The sequence below is a fragment of the Acinetobacter tianfuensis genome (assembly GCF_003611465.1).
GTDB classification, from domain to species: Bacteria; Pseudomonadota; Gammaproteobacteria; order Pseudomonadales; family Moraxellaceae; genus Acinetobacter; species Acinetobacter tianfuensis.
In genome coordinates this window covers 41,582-66,096 of sequence record NZ_RAXV01000019.1, presented here as the reverse complement: position 1 = coordinate 66,096, position 24,515 = coordinate 41,582, and the positions used below count along the sequence as shown (strand labels likewise).

Here is a 24,515-nt window from a genome sequence, read left to right as displayed (position 1 = left end):
CTTTAGCCGGGGTATTTCACTAATGGAATTTTTCTTAGATCCGGCGATGTGGGTAGGTTTACTTACTCTTATTATATTAGAAATCGTTTTAGGTATTGATAACCTCGTTTTTATTGCTATTTTGGCAGATAAACTCCCTCCATCACAAAGAGATAAAGCCCGTATCTTGGGTTTGAGCCTTGCATTAATTATGCGTTTAGGCCTTCTTTTTGCGATTTCTTGGCTTGTGACTCTTACACAGCCGCTTATTACCATATTTGACCATAGTTTCTCAGGGCGGGATTTGATTTTGCTCGGGGGCGGTTTATTCCTGCTTTATAAAGCGGTATCCGAACTGCATGAGAAGATTGAGGGCAAGCCTGAAGTTAAAGTCAGCAACAATGTTGTATACGCAGGTTTTGCAGCTGTAGTGGCGCAAATTGTTGTGCTGGACGCTGTATTCTCACTTGACTCTGTAATTACCGCCATTGGTATGGTCGATGATATCCGTATCATGATGATTGCGATGGTGGTTGCAATGGTGGTGATGTTAATTGCGTCTAAACCATTAACTGCTTTTGTTAACCGTCATCCTACAGTGGTTATTCTGTGTTTAAGCTTCCTGTTATTAATTGGTATCAGCCTGATTGCAGAAGGCTTCGGTTTCCATATTCCTAAGGGCTATATCTATTCTGGTATTGGTGTTGCTATTGCAATTGAAGCCTTTAACCAGTTTGGCAAACGCAATGCTGCTAAACATGAGTCTAAAATTCCGCTGCGTCACCGTACAGCAGATTCTATTTTAAAAATGATGGGCGGCCGTGTTGAAACTGATGACAACAGTCAGTTGAAAGCGCAGGAAACATTCGCGGATGAAGAACGCTATATGATTGGCGGTGTATTAACACTGGCTGAGCGTTCGGTCGCTTCTATTATGACTCCGCGCGGTCAGATTTCTTGGGTGGACTTAGATGATTCTCCTGAAGAGATCCGCGAAAAAGTACTTTCAGTACCGCATAGTTTATTCCCTGTTTGCCGCGGCAGTATGGATAAGGTGATCAGTATTGTCCGGGCTAAAGAGCTTTTGGATGTGCTTGATGACGAAGCGGAATTGAAAGCGTTAATTAAGCGCCATCGTCCGATTTATATTTTTGAAAAAATGAAAGTCATTGATGCGATCAATACTTTGCGTACCTCAAAAGGTTCACTTGTTTTAGTGACGGATGAGTTTGGCAATGTTCAAGGTCTTATTTCACCTTTAGATGTGTTTGAAGCAATTGCCGGTGAATTCCCAGATGCGGATGAGCAGCTGGATTTAATTAAAATTGATGAACATACATGGCGGGCTTCAGGCATGCTGGATGTTTACCAATTAGAACTTGAATTGGGTATGCTTGATTTGGTCGAAGAAGACGCAGGTTATATCAGTGTGTCAGGACTGATTTTAGACAAGATGCAGGGCGTGGTTGACGTGGGCAGTGAACTTGTTTATCAAAATGTAGTATTCAAGGTCACCGAAATGGAAGGCAACCGGATTAAAACAGTGATGATCAGCCGCTAAACACTGTTAAATATTAAAAAAATTTCAAATACCGGCAGATGTCATATCTGCCGGTATTTTATTTCTTAGATTCGTTTTAAAAAAATACAACGGCATAGCTTGCTGCTGCTTCTTGTAAAAAGCCCTTTTATTCGTGACGTTTATCGCTATTATTGTGACTTTATTTACAGATATGCGGAATTTAAGGTATAAATTGTCCCGCAAGCAGTATGGATTGAACTGCGCCATAAAAAGGATCTGAGCGCCATCACTGAAGAAAAAGATGTTATTGCATAAAAGTCAAATAAGAGAATTTGAATGCATGATTTTCAGGTTTAACATCCATTATATTTTTCAGTTTTAGGCATTTGACTTTCAGCTGCGCCAGACAGCGGGTGATCTCATGAATATTACAGAACGCTTCATTGACTTTGCGAAACTTCCTGCTGAGAAAAAGCATGTTTTTTTTCAGCAGCTTTGGGACTTTGATCAGCAAATTTTCCCCAATGGAACAATTGAAGCGTTATATCAGTATGTGCATAACCGTGATGCCGCTGCAGTGCATGTTGTACAGTATTTTTATGAAGATAAGCTGATTGGCCAAAATATTATTCCAATTTTAAAATTGCAGCTGGAGCAGCAGCCGATTTTTGTTGTCACTTCGCGCGCTGGATTTTTACCTGAATATAGACGCCGTAACCGTTCACTGCGTTCAGCGATAAGAGTGTCTTTAAAGCACCGCATGCATTATCCGAATGCGCCTTTGTGGTTTGTAACGACCTTAATGCAGCCTAAAATTTACTCACTCTTTGCATCCAGAACGAAAAACTTTTATCCGCGCCGTGATAGAGGTATGGCTAAAGATCATCTTAATGTGCTGAAAATGGTGCTGGAAAATAAGTCAGGGGTAGAAAAACGCGGTACAGATGTATTTACCCACTTATGCGACATGCCGAAAGTGACTTCTGAGCAGCTGATCCGTTTGCGCAATCGGCATGATTTGCACCATCAATTTTTTATGCAGCATGTGCCTGATTATTTTTCTGGGATGGGGCTGGTATGTGTTTGTCAGCTGAATTTAAAAACAATTGTTGAAACAACGTTTAATTTGGCGATCGGGCGGAACGTTAATTAAGATTCAGTTTTGCTTATTGGCCGCATGATGCGGCCGATTTCAAGCGGTGCTGCTAGAGGGGCAGGATTTGAATATCTGCATATTGCTGAATGCTGTCAGCCTTTAAGTTAAATAGCTCATCTAAAAAAGCCACATTGAAGCTGCCGACAGCTTGCGCTTTTTCAAAAGCCAATTTACCGGCAATTGCAAAGTGGACATGCGCAGCAGCAGTGCCGGCTGTGACACTTGGGCTTACTGCGCAATAGGCAGCAATTAAAGCGCCAAGCGCGCAGCCTGAAGCAGTGATTTTAGGCTGTAAGTGTGAGCCGCCATTGATTTGAATTACAGCATTTAAATCTTTAGATAAAATAAAGTCAGATTCGCCTGAGATGGCAATACAGGCTGTGTGCTCAAGTAAAGGCACGGCTTGCTGATAAATTTCTGCACTGTCCAATGTGCTGTCTACACCTTTGGATTGAACTTGATTACCTGCCAGCGCACTGATTTCAGATGCATTGCCTCGAATAACACTGGGTGTGTATTGCAGCAGCTGCTGAGTCATTTCAGAGCGCCAAGGCAGAACTGGCCCATAGCCGACAGGATCGAGCACCCATGGTTTGTCCAAGCGCTGTGCTGTTTGAGCTGCGATTTGCATGGCTTGCATCTGTTCAGTCGTAGGCATGCCTAGGTTGATGCTGACAGCACTGGCAATGGCTGCAAAGCTTTCTGCTTCAAAAGGGTTGTCAATCATTGCAGGTGAAGCGCCAGCTGCCAGCAGTACATTGGCCGTGTAGTTGTTGGCAACGCCATTGGTAATGATATGCACTAAGGGCTGCTGAGTTTGCAGTGCTGTCCATGCTTCTGCAATTTGCTGAAGCAGCGGCGCGGCTAAATCGGATAAGCTGTTTTGATTCACAAGGGTATTTAAAGATTCAGGGTGATTCATAGTGTTTCCCCTTAACGGGTGAAATAGTGATCTTGATGTTTGCAGCTGCGGCAAAACAGAGAGACATAATCATCTGCATCATAGTCCACAGAAAGTTCTTCGGAACCGCAGTGCATGCAGCGTTTATTTGAATAGAAACTCAAGCGCGGTTCAATCTTTTTCCATGAACGCCAAATAGGCTGAAAAAAGATTTTTTCGTCATAACCTAAGAAGCGGAAAAACAGAATTTCACTCATTTTACTGAGCGGCATTTGAGGCGGACGCGGTAAAGTGCTGGTTTCCCATTTTTCCGCTAGGCCGCGTTCACGGTATTGCTGCAGTGTCTTTTTCAGCAGGTTGGTATTAATGAAATTTTCATTGCGCGGCTGCAGCGCATTTTGTTTATGCAAATATTCTAAGCCTGTCTGTACAAGATAATAAATCTGTCCAACGGCAAGGCCATCCATCAGCTGATAGCAAAAAGTGCGGAAGCTTTTATTGCCTGCAATCTGCACACCCCACATGCGGCAGTAAAATTGCATAAATTGGATGACTTCCTGATACAGCACGCTGAAAAGGGCATCTTTGACTTCATCAGATGATTTAAACGGCACGCCCAGGGACAGGTTTTCATAAAACCATATACGCAGCTGGTGTGTAATGCTGTACAAGCTTGGTTCAGAGTAACCGTCCAGACGCACATTAATATAATACTGGTGCGCTTGCGCAGCTAAGTCCTTACAGATAAGAATATTTTCTTTAACTAAATGCTTAATGACAGCATTTTGAAAAAGATAGTTGGGGGTAATATTGTGATATTTGATTTGATCCCAATCAATAAATTCATGGTGTGAGGTGTGTTCTTGTACGAGGTCGTCCAAGAGTGCCAATAAAAATAATTTTTGCATAAAGTTGAGCTGGCTGAGCTCAAATTCGTATATATCTTTTTGTTTCAGTTTGCGCTGTTCTTGCAGGCGTGACTCTTTCATGAGTTTTTTACGCTGTGCAGCGCATTGATCACAATGGCAGTTCAGCTGCTGATCTGGATAGATTTGATGCTGGCAATGGCTGCATTCATAAAAGTTGATGTCCTGATCATACTGTTCTGCTTCAGTCCAAAACATTGCTGCTTGGCACAAAGGACATAATGTGCTGGCATCAAGCTGTTTTTGCAGAATGTTTAGGGTCATAGAACAAGTGTCATCAAATTTTGCAGTCAAATTAGATTATACACATCTGTAAAACTGCCGCCTGCTTTAAATTTGTGCATTAAATTTCAGGCAAATAAAAAGAGCTGTTCAGCAGCTCTTTTTATGGTGCATGATTCGTTGTGATTAATAAGATGCAGGGCATGGCAGGGATTCATCTTCTTCTCCCAGCTGCTTTGCATTGATTAGGGCTTGAATTTTTTTCGTTGGCGCTTTTTTGGCGCCTAAAGTGTCATAGCTGTTTAAGATTGCGCTGACTTCATAGGTTTGCATCGGTATGCCTTCGCAGCTCATAAACATCGCAATAACTTTGTGGTCAATATTGGCAGCATCTAGAGCTTGCAGCGCTTTTACATTTTCCACGCGAACGATATGGTCTTTTAAATACATGGTGCACCTCTTTTTGGTCTTGCTGATTTTATTGTGAACGTTGTTCATTAGAATAAAAGCAAAAACTGTGCACAAAATGTACAGATTTGGAAAATAGTGTATGCAATTGTTCTATCAAAATTATAAGCTGCTGAAATTGTGTATTTAAATTTTTATAAAAATCCGGCAAATTTGCAATCAGCTAAAACCGTCATTGCAGTAAATGCATTTTGCAGATTGCATAAATAACCCTCAATTGGGATAAATATTAAATTGAGCCAATTGAAAAGAAATGTGCTGAATCCCATATATAAAACAAATGAAATGCGCAGACAGCCTGCCGAACTTATCGTATGATCTTAAGCATTGATTATTTTAAGAACACAGCTGTCTAAGCGTCTAGCAAAGGATCAGGACATTATATGAATATTGCGGCAAATCCAGTGGTTGAAGCAGACCAAACTGTCTATCTCAAAGACTATCAAAAACCTTCTTATCTTGTAGACAGCATAGATTTAGACATTCAAGTTTATGACAATAAAACGGATGTGCATGCCAAACTGGTGATGCAGCGCCAAACGGAAGGCGACTTGGTTCTTCTGGGTCGTGACTTAGAGCTGCAGTCTATTCGTGTAAATGGCACGGAATTATCTAAAGATGAGTATCATTTAGATGCAGAACAGCTGAGAATTGCCAATGCGCCAGATCAAGCGATTGTAGAAACACATGTAGTCATTCATCCTGAAAGCAATACGCAGCTGGAAGGCTTGTATTTGGCTGGCGATGACTTATTTGTAACGCAAAATGAGCCAGAAGGCTTCCGTAAAATTACCTTCTATCCAGACCGTCCAGATGTGCTGTCTGTATTTACCACACGTGTAGAAGCAGATAAAAAACTCCCTGTTTTGCTGGCGAACGGCAACTTGATGGAAGCAGGTGAAGCAGGTGCAGAACGTCATTATGCGGTTTGGCAAGATCCAACGAAAAAGCCAAGCTATTTATTTGCCTGCGTGATTGGCGACTTGGCTGTGCTGAAAGATTCATATGTCACTTCTGAAGGGCGAAATGTTGCTTTAGAAATCTATGCAGAAGAAAAAGATATTCCAAAATGTCATATTGCAATGGAAGCCCTAAAGCATTCTATGCGCTGGGATGAAGAGCACTATGGCCGTCCATATGACCTAGACAATTATATGATCGTGGCAACCAGTGCATTCAACATGGGTGCAATGGAAAATAAGGGTTTAAATATTTTCAATACTTCATGTGTTTTGGCAGATGAAGAATATACAACTGATGCCGCGATCATGCGTGTACAGTCTGTGATTGCGCATGAATACTTCCATAACTGGACAGGCAACCGTATTACTTGCCGTGACTGGTTCCAGCTATGTTTAAAAGAAGGTTTAACGGTATTCCGCGATCAGTCATTCTCTGAAGATTTGCAGTCTGCAGCAGTACAGCGTATTGATGATGTAGCTGTACTTAAAGCGCATCAGTTCCCGGAAGATTCAGGCCCGCTTTCACATCCGCCGCGTCCAGACCATTTTGTAGAAATTAATAACTTCTATACCGCGACAGTGTATGAAAAAGGCGCTGAAATTAACCGTATGATGGCAACGCTGTTAGGTAAAGAAAAATTCCGTGCAGGTACAGATGAATATTTCAAACGCTATGATGGCCAAGCGGTAACGGTTGAAGACTGGGTTGCCGCATTAACTGCAGGTTCAGGTGTAGATTTATCTGAATTTTTGATTTGGTATAACCAGCCGGGTACACCAAAACTGGAAGCGAAAGGCGAATATGATGCAGCAGCGCAAACTTATACATTGAGCTTTAAGCAAAGCTTGAAAGCGCATGCGAAGTATCCAAATTTAAAAGCTGTGCCAATTCCAGTGGCTTTGGCATTGTTTGATGCTGAAACAGGTGAGCAATTAACTCTGAACTCAGAAGTTTTGGTTGAAAATGATGTAAAAGATGGCGTGTATTTATTTGATCAAGATGCAGCATCAATCACTTTTACTGATGTAGCTGCTCAACCTGTCGCGTCTTTGCTGCGGAACTTCTCTGCACCGGTGAATTTAGAATTCAATTACTCAGATGAAGATTTGGCATTCTTGCTGCAGCATGAAACCAATGGTTTTAACCAATGGCAAGCAGCTCAAGCGTTGCTGGAAAATATCTTTCTCAAAGATCATAACGCACAGATTTATTTAGATGCGGTCAGTTCACCTAAATTGCTGCCGCAACTTGTAAATACTGATCCATTATTGGCATCACGTTTGCTTGATGTGCCTTCTGAAGGTTACTTGGCTAGCCGTATTGATGCAGACTATAACCCGCTCGCTATTCAAGAAAAACGTGAAGCGCTCTTAAACGCTGTTGCGCAGGCATGCAAAGGTTTTTGGAAAAATATTTACCAAGAATTAAATGCACCTGCGGAATTCAGTCAGGCAATGGGTGTGCGGGCGCTTAAAAACATTGCATTGAGCATGATGGTGCGTCAGGGTGATGAGTCGGCATTTGATTTGGCATATGAGAAGTTTAAAACGACAGGCAATATGTCTGAGCGCCTCGGTGCACTCAAAGTCTTGGTATGGAATGATGCGCCTCAAGCTGAAAAAGCATTGATTGATTTCTATTTACGTTTTAAAGATGAAGCATTATCGATGGATCAATGGTTTATGATCCAAGCAGCACATCCAAAAGCTAATGCGGAAACAATTGCGTATTTAACTTCGCATCCAGATTATGACCTTGGTGTACCGAACCGTATTCGCTCAGTATCAGGAGGTTTAAATGCGAACCCTGTCAATACGTGGAGCTTTGGTGTTCAGCACTTCATTGGCCTAGCTCAATATTTAGATGAGAAAAACCCGATTGTTGGCTCGCGTTTGCTGCAAGCGCTTTCTCGCTGGTACACATTGGCAGAGCCGCAGCGCTCAGCTGTGAAAGCAGAGCTGGAAGCATTAAAACCGCAAGTGAAATCTAAGAATGTGTCGGAAACTTTAAATAGTATGCTAAGTGTATAAGCGCTAGCTGCTCAAAAGCCGAATGTCCGCATTCGGCTTTTTTATGCGCCGTATTTTACAAAATGTAGGCCAATAGAGCAGTGAAGTTCAAATTAGCAATCTTGTTGAGTTATTGCTCTGAGCAAAAAGAAAAAAATATCACTATATTGCTTTTTAAATTAGATAAATATGTTAAATTCACGTGAATAGTGTTAAATAAATCACGTTTTAAGTGTAAGCTAAGTTTGAAAAATGTCTTTATGAATAGACATTTGTGTAAAACTTAGAACGAAGCATCGTTCAGAATAATTAAATTTGAGGCGGTTATGTTAGTGAAGCTTGATGATGGATTTTATATCAATACTCAGCATATTATTGCAGTGCGTATTGAAAAAAGTCAGCAAGGCGGTTTCGTGGTTGCTACAGAATATACACCAAATAGTGCGCAAAAAACGGGCGTGTTCGAAAAGCAATTTGATAGCAGTATTGAAGCAGAAATGTACTTGCAGAATCTGCATAAAGCAATTAGCTAAAAACTGGATCCCTCTGAAAGAGGGATTTTTTATTTCAAAATTATACTCGCAGGATTTCAGCTTTTAATTTAGATTGAATACGGACATAAAAATAAAAGGTTTTTTATATGCTTCAGCCAGAAGTTGACTACGCAGGTTTTTGGATACGCACAGGTGCGTGCCTTATTGATACTTTTATTCTATTTGTCATTACATTGCCATTGCTTTGGATGTACTACCAAGGAGATTGGGACCTTATACTGGGTACGGGTCTTTCTGTAAACGAATCTGTATTATGGTTTGATTTACTGGCAAATTATGGTTTGCCTTTTATATATACCATGATGGTATGGATGATTTGGTCAAGTTCACCAGGCAAAATTTTATTAGGCTTAAAAATTACAGATGCAGAAACAGGTGAAAAGCTTAAATTTGGACAGGCTGTTTTACGCTATGTTGGGTATTTTCCTGCCATCTTGATTTTTGGCATAGGATTGTTTTGGGTTGCTTTTGATAAACGAAAGCAGGGCTGGCATGACAAAATGGCAAAGACTGTGGTTATTCGCACCAATGAATGACTCATTCTAAATGTGCATTTTATGGTTTTGATCTGGTGAATCGGTTGCAATAAAAATCCCTCTAGCTGAGGGATTTCTGCTGTCAGTGTTTAAGTTTTTTAGACTTTAACAATCAGGACAGGTATTGGTGACTGTGTCAGTACATTTTGCGCGACACTGCCCAGCATAACTTTTTGAATGCCTGTACGGCCATGAGAGCCCATAATGACTAAATCTGCACCGACTTCATCTGCAACTTGAATAATGCCTTGAGAAGGCGAGACACCATGAATGAGCTTGCTATTGACTTCGATACCGTCGCGGACAAAAGAGTTTTTAATATCCTCTAAGCGCTCTTTAGCATTCTTTTCGGCCTGCATGAAATAGTCTGTAATTGCGGGTGCGACTTTATAGAAATCAACGCCGATAAAAGGGTCGATCGCAATGACACTCATAATTGTGACTTGGCTATTTAAATCTTTCGCTAAGCTTAGCGCTTGTTCTACAGCAGCATAAGCCATCGGTGACTCATCGACTGCGACCAAAATATGTTGATATGTGCTCATGCTTAGTTCCTATACTTGGAATTATCGTTATATCTATTGAAAAATGAATGCGCCGCTATAGGTTTAAGCTTCTTTAGCCTTCACAATTAATACCGGCAGCTGAGTATTTGCCAAAACATCTTGGGCAAAACTGCCCAGCAGCATTTTTTGAATGCCTTTACGGCCATGTGAACCCATGACAATCAGATCCGCTTTGTGATTGACTGCTGTTTCTGCAATGACTTTTGCATCGACATTACCTTTGATAATTTCAACTTGAGCCTGTACACCAGCTTCAGCTGCCGCTTTTTGCGCGTCTAAAAGCGCTTCTTGAGCATTTTTCTTTGCCAGCACGAAGTATTCATGCATGATTACAGAAGAGGCGTAGAAGTCAGAATCGGTGAATGGGTCTTCGACCACAAGGCTGATCAGTGTAAGCTGGCTGTTAAAGGCTTTGGCAATTTGGGCTGCTTTTTTGACTGCATCAATAGAAGTGTTTGAACCATCTACAGGCACTAAAATATGATGATATGACATGACTTTGTACCTCAGTTATTATGAATGAGCAGTTACTTTATTCATAGCATAAAGTGCGGTTTGCTTCAATTTTATTATGAAAAAAATTATTTTAAATACATAAATTTACAGATAAACTTTGTTTTAAAGTGCGACTTTTTTGGCAAATAATATCAAGTAAAACAGTCGAGTTTTTATGCAGGGAAATAGCGCGAAAACATAAGCGTTTGATAAAAAGAAGTTATCATTTGCAGATCGTGAAATCCGTAGAAATATAGGAATTTTGCAATGCTGAAACAGCACATTTTATTGCTGATGAGCAGTTTAATGCTGCTGCAGCTGGCAGGCTGTCACAGTACGCAAAGCAGCAGCCGTGTGCTGGTGTATTTAATACGTCTACACAAATTCAGAAAAAAGTTTATAGACCGTCATGCGCCAAAGGGTGTGACCGTCACGAATAATATTCGATATATATATAAAATCCTGCTTTGCATTTAGATATTGATCAGCCGTCAAATATAGAAAATTTGGCGCAAAGGCCCATGGTGGTCTGGATTCATGGCGGCGGCTGGATTTCAGGTTCAAAGGAACATGCAAGAGGCTATTTTAAGCGTCTTGCCAGTCAAGGGTATAGTGTGGTTTCTGTTCAGTATCAGTTTGCGCCAGAAGTGATTTATCCAGCACAGCTGATGTAAATAACCATGCTTTGGCTTATCTGCAGGAAAATGCGCAGCGGCTGAAACTTAATCCGAACAGTATTTTTTAGCAGGGGATTCTGCTGGTGCAAATATGGCGAGTCATTATGCGGTATTTGTAACAAATAAGGCATATCGCGAAGCGGAGCATTTTCAGCTTTTGCATTGCGGTATTTATGACTTAAAACGCTCTATCCAGACCGCTCCTGAAGGGGATTGATCATCTTGTTCAAGCCTATACTGGGGAGCATAAGCATGACACGGTATTGCTTGAGCGGATTTCACCGCAATATCAAATCAGCGCAGAATATCCGCCTGTATTTATCAGCGGCGGCAACAAAGGCTTTTTGACTGATGGCCAGTCATTGCCGTTTGCAGAGGCTTTAAAGCGAATGAATGTTCCTGTGACTGAAGTCTTTTATCCAGACAGCAAAGAACTTTTGTTGCATGAATATCAGTTTATGATGGGTAAAAAAGCCAGCCAGCAAACTTTTGCGCAGACCCTTGATTTATAAATTTTTATACTACTTATTTGATTATAGAAAATTAATTTTTCATCATTATTTGTATTTAGCGCTTGCAATAATTTGAGATTTACATAACATACCGACCAAATGGTATGTTTGTTTAAGGGTTAGAATGAGTCCGATATATGCCGCCTATGCCATGCTGGCTTTGGCAATTATGACTGAAGTTACAGGTTCGACATTTTTGGTCAAATCTGAAGGTTTTACGAAACTTTGGCCTTCAGTTGCGGTGATTGTACTTTTTGCGATTGCATTTTACTTATTGTCTCAAGTGATCAAAGTTATTCCGCTTGGTGTGGCATATGCAATTTGGGCAGGTGTAGGGATTATATTGACGGCAGCGGTAGGTTATTTTATCTTTCGGCAAAGTTTAGATATTCCTGCAATGATTGGTATTGCGCTGATCGTATCGGGTGTGGTCGTGATTAATATGTTTTCAAATTCTGCAGGTCATTAATGGATAACCCTTATAAGCGTAAAAAAGATCCGGAACGTGTAAAGCAGCTGATTTTAGACGCTGCGATGCACCAGCTAGCCGAGCAGGGCTTAACTGGGTTTTCGCTGCAGTCTGTAGCCGATGCAGCTGGTGTTACAAAAGGAGGGTTATTGCATCATTTTCCAAGCAAGCAGGCTTTAATGCAGTCTGCGGTGGTGGAAGTGATCAGTCTGCTGGATCAGGCTATTGAAGAGCATATAGAGAAAGACCCTGTGGATTATGGCTGTTTTACGCGTGCTTATATCCATTTTACTTTGCAAAAAGATATGCATGGCATTGGCAGTTTATCTACAGCAGTAAGTATGGCTATGCTGACGGATCAGGTCTTTAATCAGCGGTGGGTAGAGTGGATGGACGGCAGACTTGCAAGGCATGTCCAGACAGATGCAAATATGGATTTGATGCTTTTACGCTATGCCGCAGATGGATTATGGCTCACCATGTATACGGGTATAGATGAGCACAGCAATACACAGCTTTTAGTGGATGAAATGCTGTGCAGAACATATCCTGCATCATCATGAAAAAACCTAATCTCTAATCGAATTTTTTTAATGCAGTGCTGGCTGCAGTCAGCACTGCAAGACGCAGTTACAGTGTTGAAGTGGCAAGTTTTATTCCAAAGCCGCAAAACAGCAGACCGACACTTGCAACGCAGCTTGCAGTGAGTTTTTTACGCTCTGTAAAATAGCCAGCCAATTTAGCGCCTGAGAAAATTAATAGGGTCAAATAGCTCATGCTGATGATTTGCAAAACGATGGCCAGCATGGTGAAGCTAATGGCTGGATATGGGTAAGCGGGATCTACAAATTGTACGAAGAATGAGAGATAGAACAAAATAGCTTTGGGATTTAATATGCTAATAGTCAAAGCAGTGCGGAACGGTTTCAGCTCAGAGAGTTTTTCTTGCTGCTGTATGGCTTGCGGCGCATCTGCAGAACGCCAAGTATCATAAGCGGCTTTGAGAAGTTTTATGCCTAAATAACTGAGATAGGCTGCACCAACAACTTTTAATAAAATAAATAGCCAAGGAAAAGCGTGCAGTAAGGACGCTGCGCCAAGCGCAGTCAATAGAATTAAAATTAAATCGCCGCTGTATACGCCTAAAGCACCTTTATAACCAGCTTTGATGCCATGACGTGATGCAACTGTCATTACATAAATTGAGTTTGGACCCGGTAAAATGACAATAAGAATTGTACCAATGATAAAGGTCGTCAAATCTGTAATGCCAAACACGATGCGAGGCCCATAAAAAACTGATGCTGCCATTATAGCAGCATCAGCAGGTCTATATCTGATGTTTAATCAGTTTTCAGTCCAGTATAAGTCATGTCTGATAAGCTGAGAGTTCATCATTTTTTTACTTAAGCTTGGATTTCTTGCCCTTCACCGAAGGTTTGGCGCAGTAAAGTGCTAAGCTGCTCGCGTGCTTTGATGAAGCCATCAATACCGCCTTGCAATAATTGAGTAGACATTAAGTCGTGCTCAATTTGAGATTTAAAGCCTGCTTCCGTCAATGGATTTATCGGGTGCTCTGTATGCGGGTATGCATGATTGACTGAAAGCTGCGCAGCTACTTCACGTGTATCATTTTTTAGGCCTTCCAATAAGTTTGGTGCGACTGTAAGCAGGTCACAGCCGGCAAGGCCAAGCACTTGATCTATACTTCGAAAGCTTGCGCCCATGATTTCAGTTTTGATGCCGTGCTGTTTGTAGTAATGATAAATCTGTTTTACCGACAGTACGCCAGGGTCTTGATCAATTGGATAGCTGTCTACATTTTCAGCTTTTTTATACCAATCTAAAATACGGCCTACAAATGGGGAAATAAGCGTGACATTAGCATCTGCACAGGCTTGAGCTTGGTGTAAGCCAAACAATAGCGTCAGGTTGCAGTGAATGCCTTCGGCTTCTAATATTTTAGCCGCTTGTATACCTTCCCAAGTCGATGCGATTTTAATCAAAATTCGGTCTTGGCCTACACCGTACTGGCTATAAAGCGCCAGCAGCTCTTTGGCTTTAGCAACTGTTGCATCGGTATCATAAGAAAGCGCTGCATCGACTTCAGTTGAAACGCGGCCTTCAATCAGTTTTAAAATTTCAGCGCCAAATTTCACAGTCAAAATATCAATGGTGCGTTCAATCAGCTCATCGCTTACATAGCCTTCTTGTTGGGCTTGCAAATGCGCTTCTTCAATCAGCTGCATATTGTCAGGCTGTGAAGCTGCTGCTGTAATAAGAGATGGGTTGGTTGTTGCATCCAGCGGACGGAATTTTTCAATCGCTGTTAAATCACTGCTGTCTGCAACAATCGTTGTTAAATTTTTTAATTGGTTTAAAGCTGAATGTGTCATTTAAATCTAGTTCTTAAAGTTATTGCCCATCATTTAGTTATATCACAAAGCATACGCGGCTAAAGCGGCAGCGGTTGTTTTTAAGACATTTAAACCGGTTTTTTACGCAGTTTTCGTACATAATCTATTAAAAAACGTGCAGCAGTGCCTTGCAAGCTTTCTCGATTCCATACTAAATCTACAAAATACTCAAACTTTGGCGTGAAGTCAGAAAAGTTTAAAATCTGCAGCTGCTGTTCCAGCAGCGGGTTTTCATTCAGCATTTCTGCAGGCAAAACACCCCAGCCTAGGTTTTGTAAAATGATGGCGCAAGCAGAGTGATGATTATCGGTACGCCAATAATTTTTTGAATATAAAAGCTCAGGCTGAATGCTGCGGTCACGGCTGGCGACCACAATTTGCCTGCTTTGCAGAATTTGCTCAAAACTCAGCTGTGCAAATTGCGCTAATCCATAAGTTTTAGCAGCAACTGGTACAAGGGCTTGCCGTTTCAGCTCAATGAATTGCTCATTGCTTTCCAATTGCTCTCGCTCAAACATGAGTGCAAATTGTGCTGTGCCATTCACCAGCATTTTTTGCGCATCTTCCTGCGGCGCTGTGAAAATATTGATTTGCAAGGATGGAAATTGGGCTTCCAGCGCTGCAATATACTCTGTCCAATGCGTATGCAGCAGTTCAGAAACCACAACAATATTGAGTTCAGATTCGAGTCCTGAGCTGAGTGACCTCGCAAGCTGTTTCCATTGATTCATCTCGATTAAGAGCTGTTCAGCTTTTTCAAATAAAATTTTAGCATGTGCTGTTGGCACAGGTTCACGGCCAATCCGTTCAAATAGCCGCAAATTCAAGTCTATTTCTAAGTTTGCAATAGACATGCTTACGGCGGAAGGGACTTTACCAAGCTGTCTGGCCGCTGCAGAAAATGACCCTGTTTCCATGACTGTTTTAAAAATCATGAGCTGCTCTTGATTAAGATTCATATGCGCACAAAAAAATATAGAAATCTAACCTTTCAATAATATTGAAAGAATCTAACTCGATTAATCAATAATATAAAAATAAAATACATTTTTTACAAATTATAGAGTGTTTCAAAATGACGATTTCCAAGAGAAGGATTATTCATGCGCTAAGCTATGAGATCATCCTATTGGTGATCATTGCTATTGCGTTAAGTTTTATTTTTAAAGTTCCGATGGAGGTCAGCGGTACGCTGGGTATTGCGATGGCGGTTACTTCTGTGATTTGGAACATGATTTTCAATCATTATTTTGAAAAATTTGAAGCAAAAAGAAAGTTAAAAAGAACTTTTAAAGTTCGTATTTTACATGCGATTGGATTTGAAGGCGGCTTAATGCTTGTAACGATTCCAATGGTGGCGTATGCAATGCATATGACGTTATGGCAGGCAATTTTGCTCGATTTCAGTATGACCATGTGTATTTTGGTCTATACCTTTATATTCCAGTGGTGTTATGACCGCATCGAAGCGCACTTGGGTTATCAGCCACAATATCGTTAAATTTCAAATAGAAATAACAAGTAGGCCTGTATTGATAAATACAGGCCTTTTTTGCCATATAAAACAACGGCAGCAACAAAAATAAAAAAAACAGTTACATAAAGTGCATATTAAAAAGAGTAATTATTACATAACTTTTAATTATAAAACGAAGAATGCGTTTTTACTCAACAAAAAAAATATGACTGACAAGGAGTTAGTTTATGAAATTGGTGAAAATAACGTTACCTGCGGTTTTAAGCGTTTTTCTGTATCTGCGGGTTGGATGCATGTGATGCCCCAAGGAAAGGCAAATCCATTTAATATTAATACAGCTGTAGCAAATGGTACTCGGGCTGAAGTTGGCACAATTAGCCCGGAAGGTTTTCTAAAAGCGATTGATCCAAATGCAATTTATAATGAAGGGAGTAATTCTGCGAACCTTAAGGATACTTTAACCGACCTTGTGAATGGCCCTTTGGGAGGATTAATTAAAGATAAAGATGGCAATATCAAGTCAGAGATTGCAGGGATAGCAACAATCAATGGGTTGGATAGCTGGTCAGCTGACGGTACAGGGCTGGAAGCGGAGGATGTTGATACATTAGGCTTAACATTTAACTACCATATTAATGATAATGTTTCTTTGCAAGTGATTGGCGGTATTCCACCTAAGGTGGATATTAAAGGTAAGGGAATGATTACAGCGCCATTATCAGGTCTCGCTGAGCCAGGCGGTTTGGGCGGTTTTTTATTTCCTGACGGTTTGCCATTGGATTATGCGGTTCCAATTACTGATCTTTCATCTTATGGTAAAGCCGCTTCAGCGAGAGCGTGGACGCCAGTATTTCAAGCACAGTATCAATTTGGCAAGTCGGGTGTAAATAAATTTAGGCCTTATGTAGGTGCGGGGATTATGTATGCCTATTTTAATGATATTGAACTCAATAAAGGCATTGAATCAGACTTAATTGCGGCTGGGCATATGATTCAAAATATTAAGGATGATAAAGCTGGTGCGGCATTAGACGGAAAAGAATCATCAGGTAATATGGTGGTAGATGTAGATGCTGATGATGCGATTGCACCCATTGTCACACTTGGTTTTACCTATGATTTCACCCCAAGTTGGTTTACGGTCGCTTCAGTTTCCTATGCGAAGCTAAATAACAAAACGACAATTAATGTTGTTAATGAAACTTCGGGTGAGCAATTAATTCATGCCAGTACTAAAATTGATATTGATCCAATTATTACTTATTTAGGTGTTGGTTACCGTTTCTAAAATATTATTAAATCTAAGAATAAAAAAACCGCTCATTAGAGCGGTTTTTTTATTCTCGCGTCTTATTTTTCAATAATGGCTGTTACGCCTTGACCGCCGGCAGCACAGATCGAAACCAACACACGGCCTGAACCTTTTTGGTTTAATAGTTTTGCAGCAGTCGCGATAATACGGCCGCCAGTTGCAGCAAATGGATGGCCAGCAGCAAGTGAAGAGCCTTTTACGTTTAATTTCGCGCGGTCAATTGAACCTAATGGAGCATCTAAACCTAAACGCTCTTTACAGAATTTAGGATCTTCCCATGCTTTAAGTGTAGACAATACTTGTGATGCAAATGCTTCGTGAATTTCGTAGTAGTCGAAATCTTGAAGTGTAATGCCAGCACGTTCAAGCATACGCGGCACTGCATAAGCAGGCGCCATCAATAAGCCTTCTTTTTTGCCAATGAAATCTACAGCGGCAGTTTCTTGGAACGTTAAGTAAGCTAAAACTTCGTGGCCATTGGCTTTAGCCCATTCTTCAGAAGCCAGAAGTACACAAGAAGCGCCATCTGTTAATGGCGTAGAGTTGCCCGCAGTCATTGTGCGGCCATCACCTTTGCCAAATGCAGGCTTAAGCTTCGCGAGTTTTTCTACTGTTGAATCTGGACGTAAGTTGTTATCGCGTTCTAAACCAAGGAAAGGCGTGATTAAATCATCGAAGAAACCTTCTTCGTATGCTTTTGCCATTTTTTGATGAGAAGCTGCTGCAAGCTCATCTTGCGCTTCACGCGCAATACCCCATTCAAGCGCTGTAATTGCTTGATGGTCACCCATAGAAAGACCTGTACGCGGTTCACCGTTTTTAGGCGCATCCATTAAGTCTTTTACATTAATTTTTGTTAAGGCTTTTAAGCGGTCTTTACCTGTTTTAGCAATGTTCAGTTCAAGCAATGCTTTACGCAGACCATCACCAAATGCGATAGGCGCGTCAGATGTCGTATCTACACCGCCAGCAACACCCACTTCAATTTGACCCAATGCAATTTTGTTTGCAACAAGGAACGCGGCTTGCAAGCCAGTACCGCAAGCTTGCTGAATATCGTAAGCAGGTGTTTCTGGAGCAAGTTCAGTATTTAATACGCACTCGCGAGTCATGTTAAAGTCACGGCTATGTTTTAAAACTGCGCCAGCAACGACTTCACCAAGACGTTGGCCTTGCAGGTTGAAGCGCTCAACCAAGCCATTTAAAGCAGCTGTAAACATGTCTGTGTTAGAAGCTGTGAAAAAAGCGCCATTTGAACGTGCAAACGGAATGCGGTTACCGCCAATGATTGCAACGCGGCGAACTGTATTTTGGCTCATGTGTTTTTCCTGTTGAACAGAAGTTTGAGTTGTTTGTTGTGAAGCTGTAGTTTTAGACGCTGTACTTTTACTGCTGCGCGGCGCTGTTGAGCGTGTGCGGGCAGGTTTAGCGCTTGCTGCTGATTTGGCCGCTGTACTGGTTTTTCGAGCGGGGCGGCTAGATGCAGTTTTTGATGGTTTTGACACATCTGGTTCAGCAGAAGTTTCGACTGCTGGATTTTCTTGAGTAGTCTTGCTCATAAGGCTTTTCCAAGCATGTAAACGTGTTTCTGGAGGCTACATTATCATAAACTCAGCAGCGCTGAATTGACTGGAATGACATTGCAGAATGCATTCAGGTCAAGTCATATCTACATTAACTCAAGTATGATTCAATGGAAACTGATGGATCTATTGAAATATAAGGCCAATAACATCATATTGAAGTTTAAAGGATATCTTCAAAGCCATCAAAAAATTAATTTATTCGAGAGATACAAACATGACTGACCAATACCAAGCATTTGCAAAATCTCCAATTGGTAAATTTGTCATCAAAAATTTAGGACTGCCAGCACCGACTTTCCTAGAGCGTTTTGAATCTGCTTCTCCTGTGGTGAAAGGCGCAATTTTAGTTGGCGCTGCGCCAAACAGCACGTTGGCGGGTTCTATTGCTCAAGTATTGGCAAATGTGCATGCAAATGGTTATGCAGGCAATAATGCTGAATTGCAGCAAGCAGCGGCAAAAGCAGGTTTAAACCTAGGCGCTTTCAATGAAGGCGATAAAGAATCTAAATTTAAGGTTGTTGTTTTTGATGCGTCTGGCATTGAAAATTCAGAGCAGCTGCATGAGTTATATGCATTTTTCAACCCAATTGCACGCCAAGTTCAAGCTTCAGGCCGTGTGGTTGTTGTGGGTACAACACCTGAAACTGCAAAAACTGCAAAACAGGCAATTGCACAGCGCGCGCTTGAAGGTTTTGTAAAATCAGTAGGTAAAGAATTTAAAAAAGGCATTGCGGCTAATCTAGTTTATGTAGATGCAGGCGCTGAAGCGAACCTTGAATCTGCACTTCGTTTCACAATTTCACCGCGATCTGCTTATGTATCAGGTCAAGTGATCCGTGTGTCTAAAGCAGACACAGTAGATATTGACTGGACTAAGCCGCTTGCAGGCAAAACAGCTGTTGTGACAGGTGCGAGCCGCGGTATTGGTGAAGCAATTGCACATGTGCTTTCTCGTGATGGCGCGCATGTGATTTGTCTAGATGTTCCGCAGCAGCAAGCTGACCTTGACCGTGTAGCTGGTGCAATTGGCGGTTCAACGCTTGCTATTGACATTACAGCAGGCGACGCAGGTGAAAAAATTAAAGCTGCGGCAGCTGCGCAAGGCGGTTTAGATATTATTGTGCATAACGCAGGTATTACACGTGACAAAACTTTGGCAAATATGAAGCCTGAGCTTTGGGACTTAGTGATTAACATCAACTTGTCTGCCATTGAACGTGTGAATGACTATTTGTTAGCGAATGACGGTTTTAATGCAAATGGCCGTATTGTATGTGTATCGTCTATTTCAGGTATCGCAGGCAACTTGGGCCAAACCAACTATGCAGCATCTAAAGCGGGTGTAATTGGTGTAGTGAAATTTACTGCGCCTGCACTGACAAATGGTGTGACCATTAATGCTGTTGCTCCGGGCTTCATTGAAACGCAAATGACTGCAGCGATTCCATTTGCAATCCGTGAAGCGGGCCGCCGCATGAACTCGATGAGCCAAGGCGGTTTGCCAGTTGACGTTGCAGAAACGATTGCATTATTTGCTTCAACTGCATCGACAGGCCTGAATGGCAACGTGGTTCGTGTTTGCGGTCAAAGCTTGTTAGGGGCTTAATGTAACCCTCTTGAAATTCCCTCTCCTTAAAGGAGAGGGCTAGGGAGAGGCAAAAAGTTTACTATAAAGGGATATGAGGCTACCCTCATCCCAGCCTTCTCCCAGAGGGAGAAGGGGCTTTTAAAACATTGAAATAAAAATTTCTCAAAGGTTCAGTATGAATACTCGCCATTTTAGTCAACTTCCAAAACCTTATTTGGCTTATCCAAAAGTTATCCAAGGCTTGATTTTCAAAAAACCGAAAGGTGAAAAAGTGCTGCCGCAAGTTGAATATGTGGTGGATTCATTTCAAGTCGATGCAAAACATTTAAAAGCGTATAACGAAGTTTGCGGTTTCAAAAACAATGGCTACATTCCTGCAATCTATTTAGCGGTTCTTTCACAAAGCCTGCAAATGCATATGATGACGACTGAAGCGTTTCCATTTGCAATCTTAGGTTTGGTGCATATTCGCAACCAAGTGAAGCAAACCCGCAAAGTAGGTGTAAATGAACAGCTGAGTTTGTCATGCAAGTTTGGCGAGTTAAAGCCGCATGATAAAGGTGTGCAGTTCGATTTTATTACCACAGCAAAAGTGGGTAATGAGGTTGTTGTTGTTGAGTCACTGACAACCTATTTAGCACGTCAAAAAACAGATGCTAAAGCAGCGGCGAAAACTGCAGAAAGCAAAACACCAAACTATCAGTTGGCTGCAGAATGGGATGTATCAGAAAACACAGGCCGCCGCTATGCCATGACCTCTGGTGACTTCAACCTCATTCATATTCATGCTGTTACAGCAAAAGCCTTTGGCTTTAAGCAAGCCATTGCACATGGTATGTGGAGTAAAGCGAAAGCACTGGCTAATTTAAGTTTGCCGGATGCTTATGAAGCAGATGTCTGGTTTAAACTGCCAATGTATTTGCCGTCAAAAGTTGAATTTTTAACGGATGTCAGCACGAAAGAAACAGACTTTGTCATTCAGAATACGAAGAACAAAAAGCCGCATGTCACTGGCATAGTAAAAGCAATTTAATGTATAAAAGCCTGAAGCTAGATGTTTCGGGCTTTTTTAATGCTTACGATTCGATTGCAAAAATTTAAAATCATGTGTCATGGAGTTCAGGGATGATGAACCAAGTTAAAGATATTTTGTTTGCAGATCCTAAAAACTATCTCGGCCAAGCAGAAGCAGATTTCCAAGATTTAGCAGCCTTGTTCAGCCGTTTGCAAGATGCGCGCAGTACACAGGGCGGCGCGGCGCTGACGGTTTATTTTCAAGGTCAAAAAGTTGTCGATATTTATACGGGACAAAAGTCCTTAGATGAAAAATGGCAATCGGACACGCTTTCTATTTGTTATTCCACGGGTAAAGGTGTGCTGTCTACATTGGCGCATATTTTAGTCAGTGAAGGCATGCTGGAATACGATGCGCCTATAGCTGGTTACTGGCCTGAATTTGCTCAGAATGGCAAAGCGCAGATGACGCTGAGGCATATCCTGAGTCATCAGAGCGGTTTATACGATATACGCAATAATATAGAACAAGCCAATGAAATGGCCGATTGGCAGCATATGCTGCAGGTGATGGAAAAGGCCGCGCCGCGTTTTACTATTGGGAAAGACATGGCTTATCAGCCCTTAACCTTTGGCTGGCTGGTTGGCGGTGTGTTAGAAAAAGCCACAAAGAGAACTTTGTCCGATTTAATGCAGCAATATTTGGTGCGGCCTTTAGACTTAGATGGCGCTTATTTTGGTGTGCCTGATGCTGAATTGGCGCGTGTTGCAGTGCCGCTGCCAAAAGTTAAAAAATCATCTGCAGCTCATACAGAAAAAAAGCCAGCAGCCCGTAAAGAGTCTCCTTTAGATAAGCTGATTGAACTTAGCGGGCAAAACCCGCAAGATTTTCAAGATGCAATGATTCCGAAGGGAATGAAAAACTTTAGCTTTTTTAGTCCTGAAGGCATGCAAGCGGTGATTCCTGCTGCCAATGGCGCATTCAGCTCAGATAATTTGGCGCGAATATATGCCATGCTGGCCAATAAAGGCAGTTGGCAAGGTCAAACCCTCATTAATACAGATACTTTTGCTGCATTAAGAGCAGTACAAAGCCGTAAGCGTGACCGTATTATGCCGCTGCCTATGCATTGGCGTTTGGGCTATCACCGTGTATTAAGTCTAGGTAAGGCATCCAATGGTTTTGGCCATATTGGCTTCAATGGTTCGGGGGCATGGTGTGATCCAGAGCGGAATTTAAGCTTTGCTTATACGCATAATTTTGCAGCAGGCTCTCTAACAGGAGATTACCGTTTATGGGCCTTAACGCAGGAAACGCTGCGCTGTGCAGATTGGATATTAAAAGGTAAGAAAGGTTGGCTATAGTGTGTTGGCTGCAATTTAACCTTTGATGCGTAACTTTTATCACAGAATATGCTATTTTCCTTTGCCCTTATAACTGCAGGAACATCTGTCATGAATAAGTCCGTGATTATTCCATTGGTTTCATTCACCAGCACAGCAGCTTTAGGTTTACAAGGCTGCGACAGCACGTCGAATGAAACCCAGACAAAAGATCAGCAAGTACACGTTCAAAAGCATGTCGTTCCTGTGTGGGCAGGAAGCTATATGGGCAATACGCCGTGTATGGACTGCAGTGCTTTATGTGAGGACTGTGAGGGCATGTCTGTGAAACTAAGCCTGCATGAAAATATGACCTATACATTAGACCGCGTGAGCAACAGCGGCAATGATTCATCTGTTTTACTTCATGGAAAAATGCAGTTTAAAGCAGGAGATCAAACCCAGCTGGAGCTGCTGAGTGTGCAAAGCCGCAACTTGCTTTTTGTTCACACAGCAGAGCATACACTGGAAATTTTGCAGAATGAAACAGCAAAGCACTATGCTGCTGCAGATCATTTTATACTTGAGCGAAGCTGAAACTTTGTTCATATTGAAGTTGCTGATAAGTTAAAAGATGATTGAGGCTCAAATGCTGAAACCGTATGTAGAGTTCCGTACAGAACTATTTCCGCCGTGCTCTGAAAATACGGATGAATGGGAAGGCGCCGTTTGGGGGGGAACCTTGGCTCAGTATTTGGATGAACAGCTGAAAATGCGCGGTCTTCCAGCTGCTGGAATTCATTCTGAGGACTGGGGCTATGTGATAAATTTTGATGCGCCATTTCACGACAGTATTTGGGTGGGCTGCGGCAAATATGAAGAATATACAGATGGTTATTTGCTGATGATTGAGCCGAAAAGCCCAATCATAAAGAGATGGTTTAAGGCTGATATAGATCTGATAGATCAGCTTACTCGGCTATCTAATGCTTTAAATGAAATTTTAGAACAGAACCCGCAAATTCGTGACATCAAGTGGTGGACTGCTGTTGATTTTGAAAGATAATTTAAAACATCTCTTTAAATATTTATAAACTGTAAACATGATAAAAAAAGAATTCACAATTACTGAGCTGTTTGGTTTGCTGTCTGTTATTGCATTGAGTATTTCGGTACTTTCGAATGCCTTTTTTATTATTCCTTAGATGCAATGTGGGTGATGTCAATTTTGTCACCCACATTTTATGTTACTGAAATTGTTAAGGTGCTCGTTGTACTGAGTATTTTTATCACAATAATTGGAGCTCTCTTAGACGTATATAATTATTTATATAAAAAATATAGAAAATTTCAGCCTAAAAGAAAATTACGTTTTAATTCATTTAATGAGCAAGAGCCGCTTAAACAGCAATTTGAAAAAGCAGCAAAGCGCTATGTTTGGGGGCAATCGGTCTTTGTTATAAGTATTTATATCACCTGCATGACAATTTTATTTAGCTATCAAGTCGTTGGTCTGACTACATATTTGTGGAGTTCGGTATTAATAGGGATTACTTTAAGCATCTTTACCAATGCTGACTTACGTAAAGATAAACAGCTGAAGTATGTTGCAATGATGATTTTGATTGTATTTTCTACATGCTTTTCCGCGCAGTTAAAGCTTAATCATATAGAGAACTCACCTCAGGCGATTTTAAAACATAAAGATCAAAAAACTTGGTATGTATTAGATGCCTTTCAGGACAAACTGGTTTTATTTAGCCAGACTGAGAAGCAATCAGATATTAAAGTTGTAAAATTTGAAGAAGTTGAGAGAATTCGCTCCGAGAAATAAGATCTTCAT

Annotated in this window: 24 protein-coding genes and 1 pseudogene; 16 read left to right on the top strand and 9 right to left on the bottom strand. The window is 41.3% G+C overall.

All coding sequences use genetic code 11. From position 1 onward, the window contains the following. The first annotated feature begins 22 nt into the window (after positions 1-22). Entirely contained in the window at positions 23-1,540 is a 1,518-nt protein-coding gene (locus tag D7V32_RS09890; protein ID WP_120402718.1) for a TerC family protein, read from the top strand. A gap of 382 nt (positions 1,541-1,922) precedes the next feature. After that, positions 1,923-2,654, top strand: coding sequence for a hypothetical protein (locus D7V32_RS09880; protein ID WP_120402716.1), 732 nt, complete (start codon positions 1,923-1,925; stop codon positions 2,652-2,654). Positions 2,655-2,706: 52 nt separating this feature from the next. Here the strand turns inward: D7V32_RS09880 and thiM are convergent, their stop codons facing one another. The 3 genes from thiM to D7V32_RS09865 all read right to left on the bottom strand — a co-directional run bounded on the left by thiM (position 2,707) and on the right by D7V32_RS09865 (position 5,156). After that, the gene (gene thiM / locus D7V32_RS09875) at positions 2,707-3,579 is read right to left on the bottom strand and encodes a hydroxyethylthiazole kinase (protein WP_120402715.1); all 873 of its coding nucleotides are present in this window, start codon (positions 3,577-3,579) and stop codon (positions 2,707-2,709) included. Positions 3,580-3,590: 11 nt separating this feature from the next. Next, positions 3,591-4,748, bottom strand: a complete 1,158-nt coding sequence (locus D7V32_RS09870; RefSeq protein WP_120402714.1) for a hypothetical protein — start codon at positions 4,746-4,748, stop codon at positions 3,591-3,593. Positions 4,749-4,892: 144 nt separating this feature from the next. Beyond that, positions 4,893-5,156, bottom strand: a complete 264-nt coding sequence (locus D7V32_RS09865; RefSeq protein ID WP_120402713.1) for a hypothetical protein — start codon at positions 5,154-5,156, stop codon at positions 4,893-4,895. Positions 5,157-5,557: 401 nt separating this feature from the next. Between D7V32_RS09865 and pepN the strand changes: the two genes are divergently transcribed. From pepN to D7V32_RS09850, 3 genes are all read left to right on the top strand, one after another. Continuing rightward, the gene (pepN, locus tag D7V32_RS09860) at positions 5,558-8,167 is read left to right on the top strand and encodes an aminopeptidase N (protein WP_120402712.1); all 2,610 of its coding nucleotides are present in this window, start codon (positions 5,558-5,560) and stop codon (positions 8,165-8,167) included. 305 nt (positions 8,168-8,472) lie between these two features. Beyond that, a complete protein-coding gene (locus D7V32_RS09855) occupies positions 8,473-8,679 on the top strand; it encodes a hypothetical protein (protein WP_120402711.1) in 207 nt (68 codons plus the stop codon). A gap of 107 nt (positions 8,680-8,786) precedes the next feature. After that, entirely contained in the window at positions 8,787-9,236 is a 450-nt protein-coding gene (locus D7V32_RS09850; protein ID WP_120402710.1) for an RDD family protein, read from the top strand. 98 nt (positions 9,237-9,334) lie between these two features. Here D7V32_RS09850 and D7V32_RS09845 read toward each other — a convergent pair whose 3' ends face one another. Both D7V32_RS09845 and D7V32_RS09840 read right to left on the bottom strand, forming a co-directional pair. After that, positions 9,335-9,781, bottom strand: a complete 447-nt coding sequence (locus D7V32_RS09845; protein WP_120402709.1) for a universal stress protein — start codon at positions 9,779-9,781, stop codon at positions 9,335-9,337. A 63-nt stretch (positions 9,782-9,844) separates the two neighbouring features. Continuing rightward, a complete protein-coding gene (locus D7V32_RS09840) occupies positions 9,845-10,297 on the bottom strand; it encodes a universal stress protein (protein ID WP_120402708.1) in 453 nt (150 codons plus the stop codon). A 267-nt stretch (positions 10,298-10,564) separates the two neighbouring features. Here D7V32_RS09840 and D7V32_RS09835 point away from each other — a divergent pair. The 3 genes and pseudogenes from D7V32_RS09835 (at position 10,565) to D7V32_RS09825 (ending at position 12,518) form a co-directional block, all read left to right on the top strand. Next, positions 10,565-11,486, top strand: a pseudogene (locus D7V32_RS09835) (alpha/beta hydrolase). 124 nt (positions 11,487-11,610) lie between these two features. Continuing rightward, on the top strand, positions 11,611-11,955 hold the full coding sequence (locus D7V32_RS09830) for an SMR family transporter (protein ID WP_120402707.1): 345 nt from the start codon (positions 11,611-11,613) through the stop codon (positions 11,953-11,955). Then, on the top strand, positions 11,955-12,518 hold the full coding sequence (locus D7V32_RS09825) for a TetR/AcrR family transcriptional regulator (RefSeq protein ID WP_120402706.1): 564 nt from the start codon (positions 11,955-11,957) through the stop codon (positions 12,516-12,518). Before D7V32_RS09830 ends, D7V32_RS09825 begins: the two co-directional genes overlap by 1 nt. Before the next feature lie 67 nt (positions 12,519-12,585). Here D7V32_RS09825 and leuE read toward each other — a convergent pair whose 3' ends face one another. The 3 genes from leuE to aceR form a co-directional block, all read right to left on the bottom strand. Then, complete coding sequence (gene leuE / locus D7V32_RS09820; RefSeq protein ID WP_120402728.1) at positions 12,586-13,233, bottom strand: leucine efflux protein LeuE; 648 nt, start codon at positions 13,231-13,233, stop codon at positions 12,586-12,588. A 128-nt stretch (positions 13,234-13,361) separates the two neighbouring features. Further along, on the bottom strand, positions 13,362-14,351 hold the full coding sequence (gene tal, locus D7V32_RS09815; protein ID WP_120402705.1) for a transaldolase: 990 nt from the start codon (positions 14,349-14,351) through the stop codon (positions 13,362-13,364). Positions 14,352-14,440: 89 nt separating this feature from the next. Next, the gene (gene aceR, locus D7V32_RS09810) at positions 14,441-15,331 is read right to left on the bottom strand and encodes an HTH-type transcriptional regulator AceR (protein ID WP_120402704.1); all 891 of its coding nucleotides are present in this window, start codon (positions 15,329-15,331) and stop codon (positions 14,441-14,443) included. Positions 15,332-15,447: 116 nt separating this feature from the next. On the opposite strand from aceR, the gene aceI reads away from it, so the two are divergent. After that, positions 15,448-15,873 (top strand): chlorhexidine efflux PACE transporter AceI, encoded by a 426-nt coding sequence (gene aceI / locus D7V32_RS09805; RefSeq protein ID WP_120402703.1) that lies wholly within the window; start codon positions 15,448-15,450, stop codon positions 15,871-15,873. Positions 15,874-16,054: 181 nt separating this feature from the next. Then, entirely contained in the window at positions 16,055-17,137 is a 1,083-nt protein-coding gene (locus D7V32_RS09800) for an OmpW/AlkL family protein (protein ID WP_120402702.1), read from the top strand. Between the two features lie 62 nt (positions 17,138-17,199). On the opposite strand, the gene D7V32_RS09795 is transcribed toward D7V32_RS09800, so the two are convergent. After that, a complete protein-coding gene (locus D7V32_RS09795) occupies positions 17,200-18,720 on the bottom strand; it encodes an acetyl-CoA C-acetyltransferase (protein WP_120402701.1) in 1,521 nt (506 codons plus the stop codon). 241 nt (positions 18,721-18,961) lie between these two features. Here D7V32_RS09795 and D7V32_RS09790 point away from each other — a divergent pair, with 241 nt between their 5' ends. The 6 genes from D7V32_RS09790 to D7V32_RS09765 all read left to right on the top strand — a co-directional run bounded on the left by D7V32_RS09790 (position 18,962) and on the right by D7V32_RS09765 (position 24,506). Beyond that, positions 18,962-20,353: a 3-oxoacyl-ACP reductase gene (locus D7V32_RS09790; protein ID WP_120402700.1), complete on the top strand. Its 1,392-nt coding sequence runs from the start codon at positions 18,962-18,964 to the stop codon at positions 20,351-20,353. 157 nt (positions 20,354-20,510) lie between these two features. Then, positions 20,511-21,368 carry a MaoC family dehydratase gene (locus D7V32_RS09785; RefSeq protein ID WP_120402699.1) on the top strand — a complete coding sequence of 286 codons (858 nt, stop codon included), beginning with the start codon at positions 20,511-20,513 and terminating at the stop codon, positions 21,366-21,368. 95 nt (positions 21,369-21,463) lie between these two features. Further along, positions 21,464-22,714, top strand: coding sequence for a serine hydrolase domain-containing protein (locus D7V32_RS09780; RefSeq protein ID WP_120402727.1), 1,251 nt, complete (start codon positions 21,464-21,466; stop codon positions 22,712-22,714). Positions 22,715-22,804: 90 nt separating this feature from the next. Further along, positions 22,805-23,269: a copper resistance protein NlpE N-terminal domain-containing protein gene (locus D7V32_RS09775; protein WP_120402698.1), complete on the top strand. Its 465-nt coding sequence runs from the start codon at positions 22,805-22,807 to the stop codon at positions 23,267-23,269. 52 nt (positions 23,270-23,321) lie between these two features. Continuing rightward, complete coding sequence (locus D7V32_RS09770; protein ID WP_147394219.1) at positions 23,322-23,738, top strand: hypothetical protein; 417 nt, start codon at positions 23,322-23,324, stop codon at positions 23,736-23,738. Between the two features lie 162 nt (positions 23,739-23,900). Beyond that, positions 23,901-24,506 (top strand): hypothetical protein, encoded by a 606-nt coding sequence (locus D7V32_RS09765; RefSeq protein ID WP_228200198.1) that lies wholly within the window; start codon positions 23,901-23,903, stop codon positions 24,504-24,506. Positions 24,507-24,515: the final 9 nt, after the last annotated feature.

Excerpts from the sequence above, each read along its gene's own strand:
- D7V32_RS09890 (WP_120402718.1), top strand. The coding sequence starts at position 23 with ATGGAATTTTTCTTAGATCCGGCGATGTGGGTAGGTTTACTTACTCTT.
- D7V32_RS09880 (WP_120402716.1), top strand. The coding sequence starts at position 1,923 with ATGAATATTACAGAACGCTTCATTGACTTTGCGAAACTTCCTGCTGAG.
- thiM (WP_120402715.1), bottom strand. The coding sequence starts at position 3,579 with ATGAATCACCCTGAATCTTTAAATACCCTTGTGAATCAAAACAGCTTA.
- D7V32_RS09870 (WP_120402714.1), bottom strand. The coding sequence starts at position 4,748 with ATGACCCTAAACATTCTGCAAAAACAGCTTGATGCCAGCACATTATGT.
- D7V32_RS09865 (WP_120402713.1), bottom strand. The coding sequence starts at position 5,156 with ATGTATTTAAAAGACCATATCGTTCGCGTGGAAAATGTAAAAGCGCTG.
- pepN (WP_120402712.1), top strand. The coding sequence starts at position 5,558 with ATGAATATTGCGGCAAATCCAGTGGTTGAAGCAGACCAAACTGTCTAT.
- D7V32_RS09855 (WP_120402711.1), top strand. The coding sequence starts at position 8,473 with ATGTTAGTGAAGCTTGATGATGGATTTTATATCAATACTCAGCATATT.
- D7V32_RS09850 (WP_120402710.1), top strand. The coding sequence starts at position 8,787 with ATGCTTCAGCCAGAAGTTGACTACGCAGGTTTTTGGATACGCACAGGT.
- D7V32_RS09845 (WP_120402709.1), bottom strand. The coding sequence starts at position 9,781 with ATGAGCACATATCAACATATTTTGGTCGCAGTCGATGAGTCACCGATG.
- D7V32_RS09840 (WP_120402708.1), bottom strand. The coding sequence starts at position 10,297 with ATGTCATATCATCATATTTTAGTGCCTGTAGATGGTTCAAACACTTCT.
- D7V32_RS09830 (WP_120402707.1), top strand. The coding sequence starts at position 11,611 with ATGAGTCCGATATATGCCGCCTATGCCATGCTGGCTTTGGCAATTATG.
- D7V32_RS09825 (WP_120402706.1), top strand. The coding sequence starts at position 11,955 with ATGGATAACCCTTATAAGCGTAAAAAAGATCCGGAACGTGTAAAGCAG.
- tal (WP_120402705.1), bottom strand. The coding sequence starts at position 14,351 with ATGACACATTCAGCTTTAAACCAATTAAAAAATTTAACAACGATTGTT.
- aceR (WP_120402704.1), bottom strand. The coding sequence starts at position 15,331 with ATGAATCTTAATCAAGAGCAGCTCATGATTTTTAAAACAGTCATGGAA.
- aceI (WP_120402703.1), top strand. The coding sequence starts at position 15,448 with ATGACGATTTCCAAGAGAAGGATTATTCATGCGCTAAGCTATGAGATC.
- D7V32_RS09800 (WP_120402702.1), top strand. The coding sequence starts at position 16,055 with ATGACTGACAAGGAGTTAGTTTATGAAATTGGTGAAAATAACGTTACC.
- D7V32_RS09795 (WP_120402701.1), bottom strand. The coding sequence starts at position 18,720 with ATGAGCAAGACTACTCAAGAAAATCCAGCAGTCGAAACTTCTGCTGAA.
- D7V32_RS09790 (WP_120402700.1), top strand. The coding sequence starts at position 18,962 with ATGACTGACCAATACCAAGCATTTGCAAAATCTCCAATTGGTAAATTT.
- D7V32_RS09785 (WP_120402699.1), top strand. The coding sequence starts at position 20,511 with ATGAATACTCGCCATTTTAGTCAACTTCCAAAACCTTATTTGGCTTAT.
- D7V32_RS09780 (WP_120402727.1), top strand. The coding sequence starts at position 21,464 with ATGAACCAAGTTAAAGATATTTTGTTTGCAGATCCTAAAAACTATCTC.
- D7V32_RS09775 (WP_120402698.1), top strand. The coding sequence starts at position 22,805 with ATGAATAAGTCCGTGATTATTCCATTGGTTTCATTCACCAGCACAGCA.
- D7V32_RS09770 (WP_147394219.1), top strand. The coding sequence starts at position 23,322 with ATGCTGAAACCGTATGTAGAGTTCCGTACAGAACTATTTCCGCCGTGC.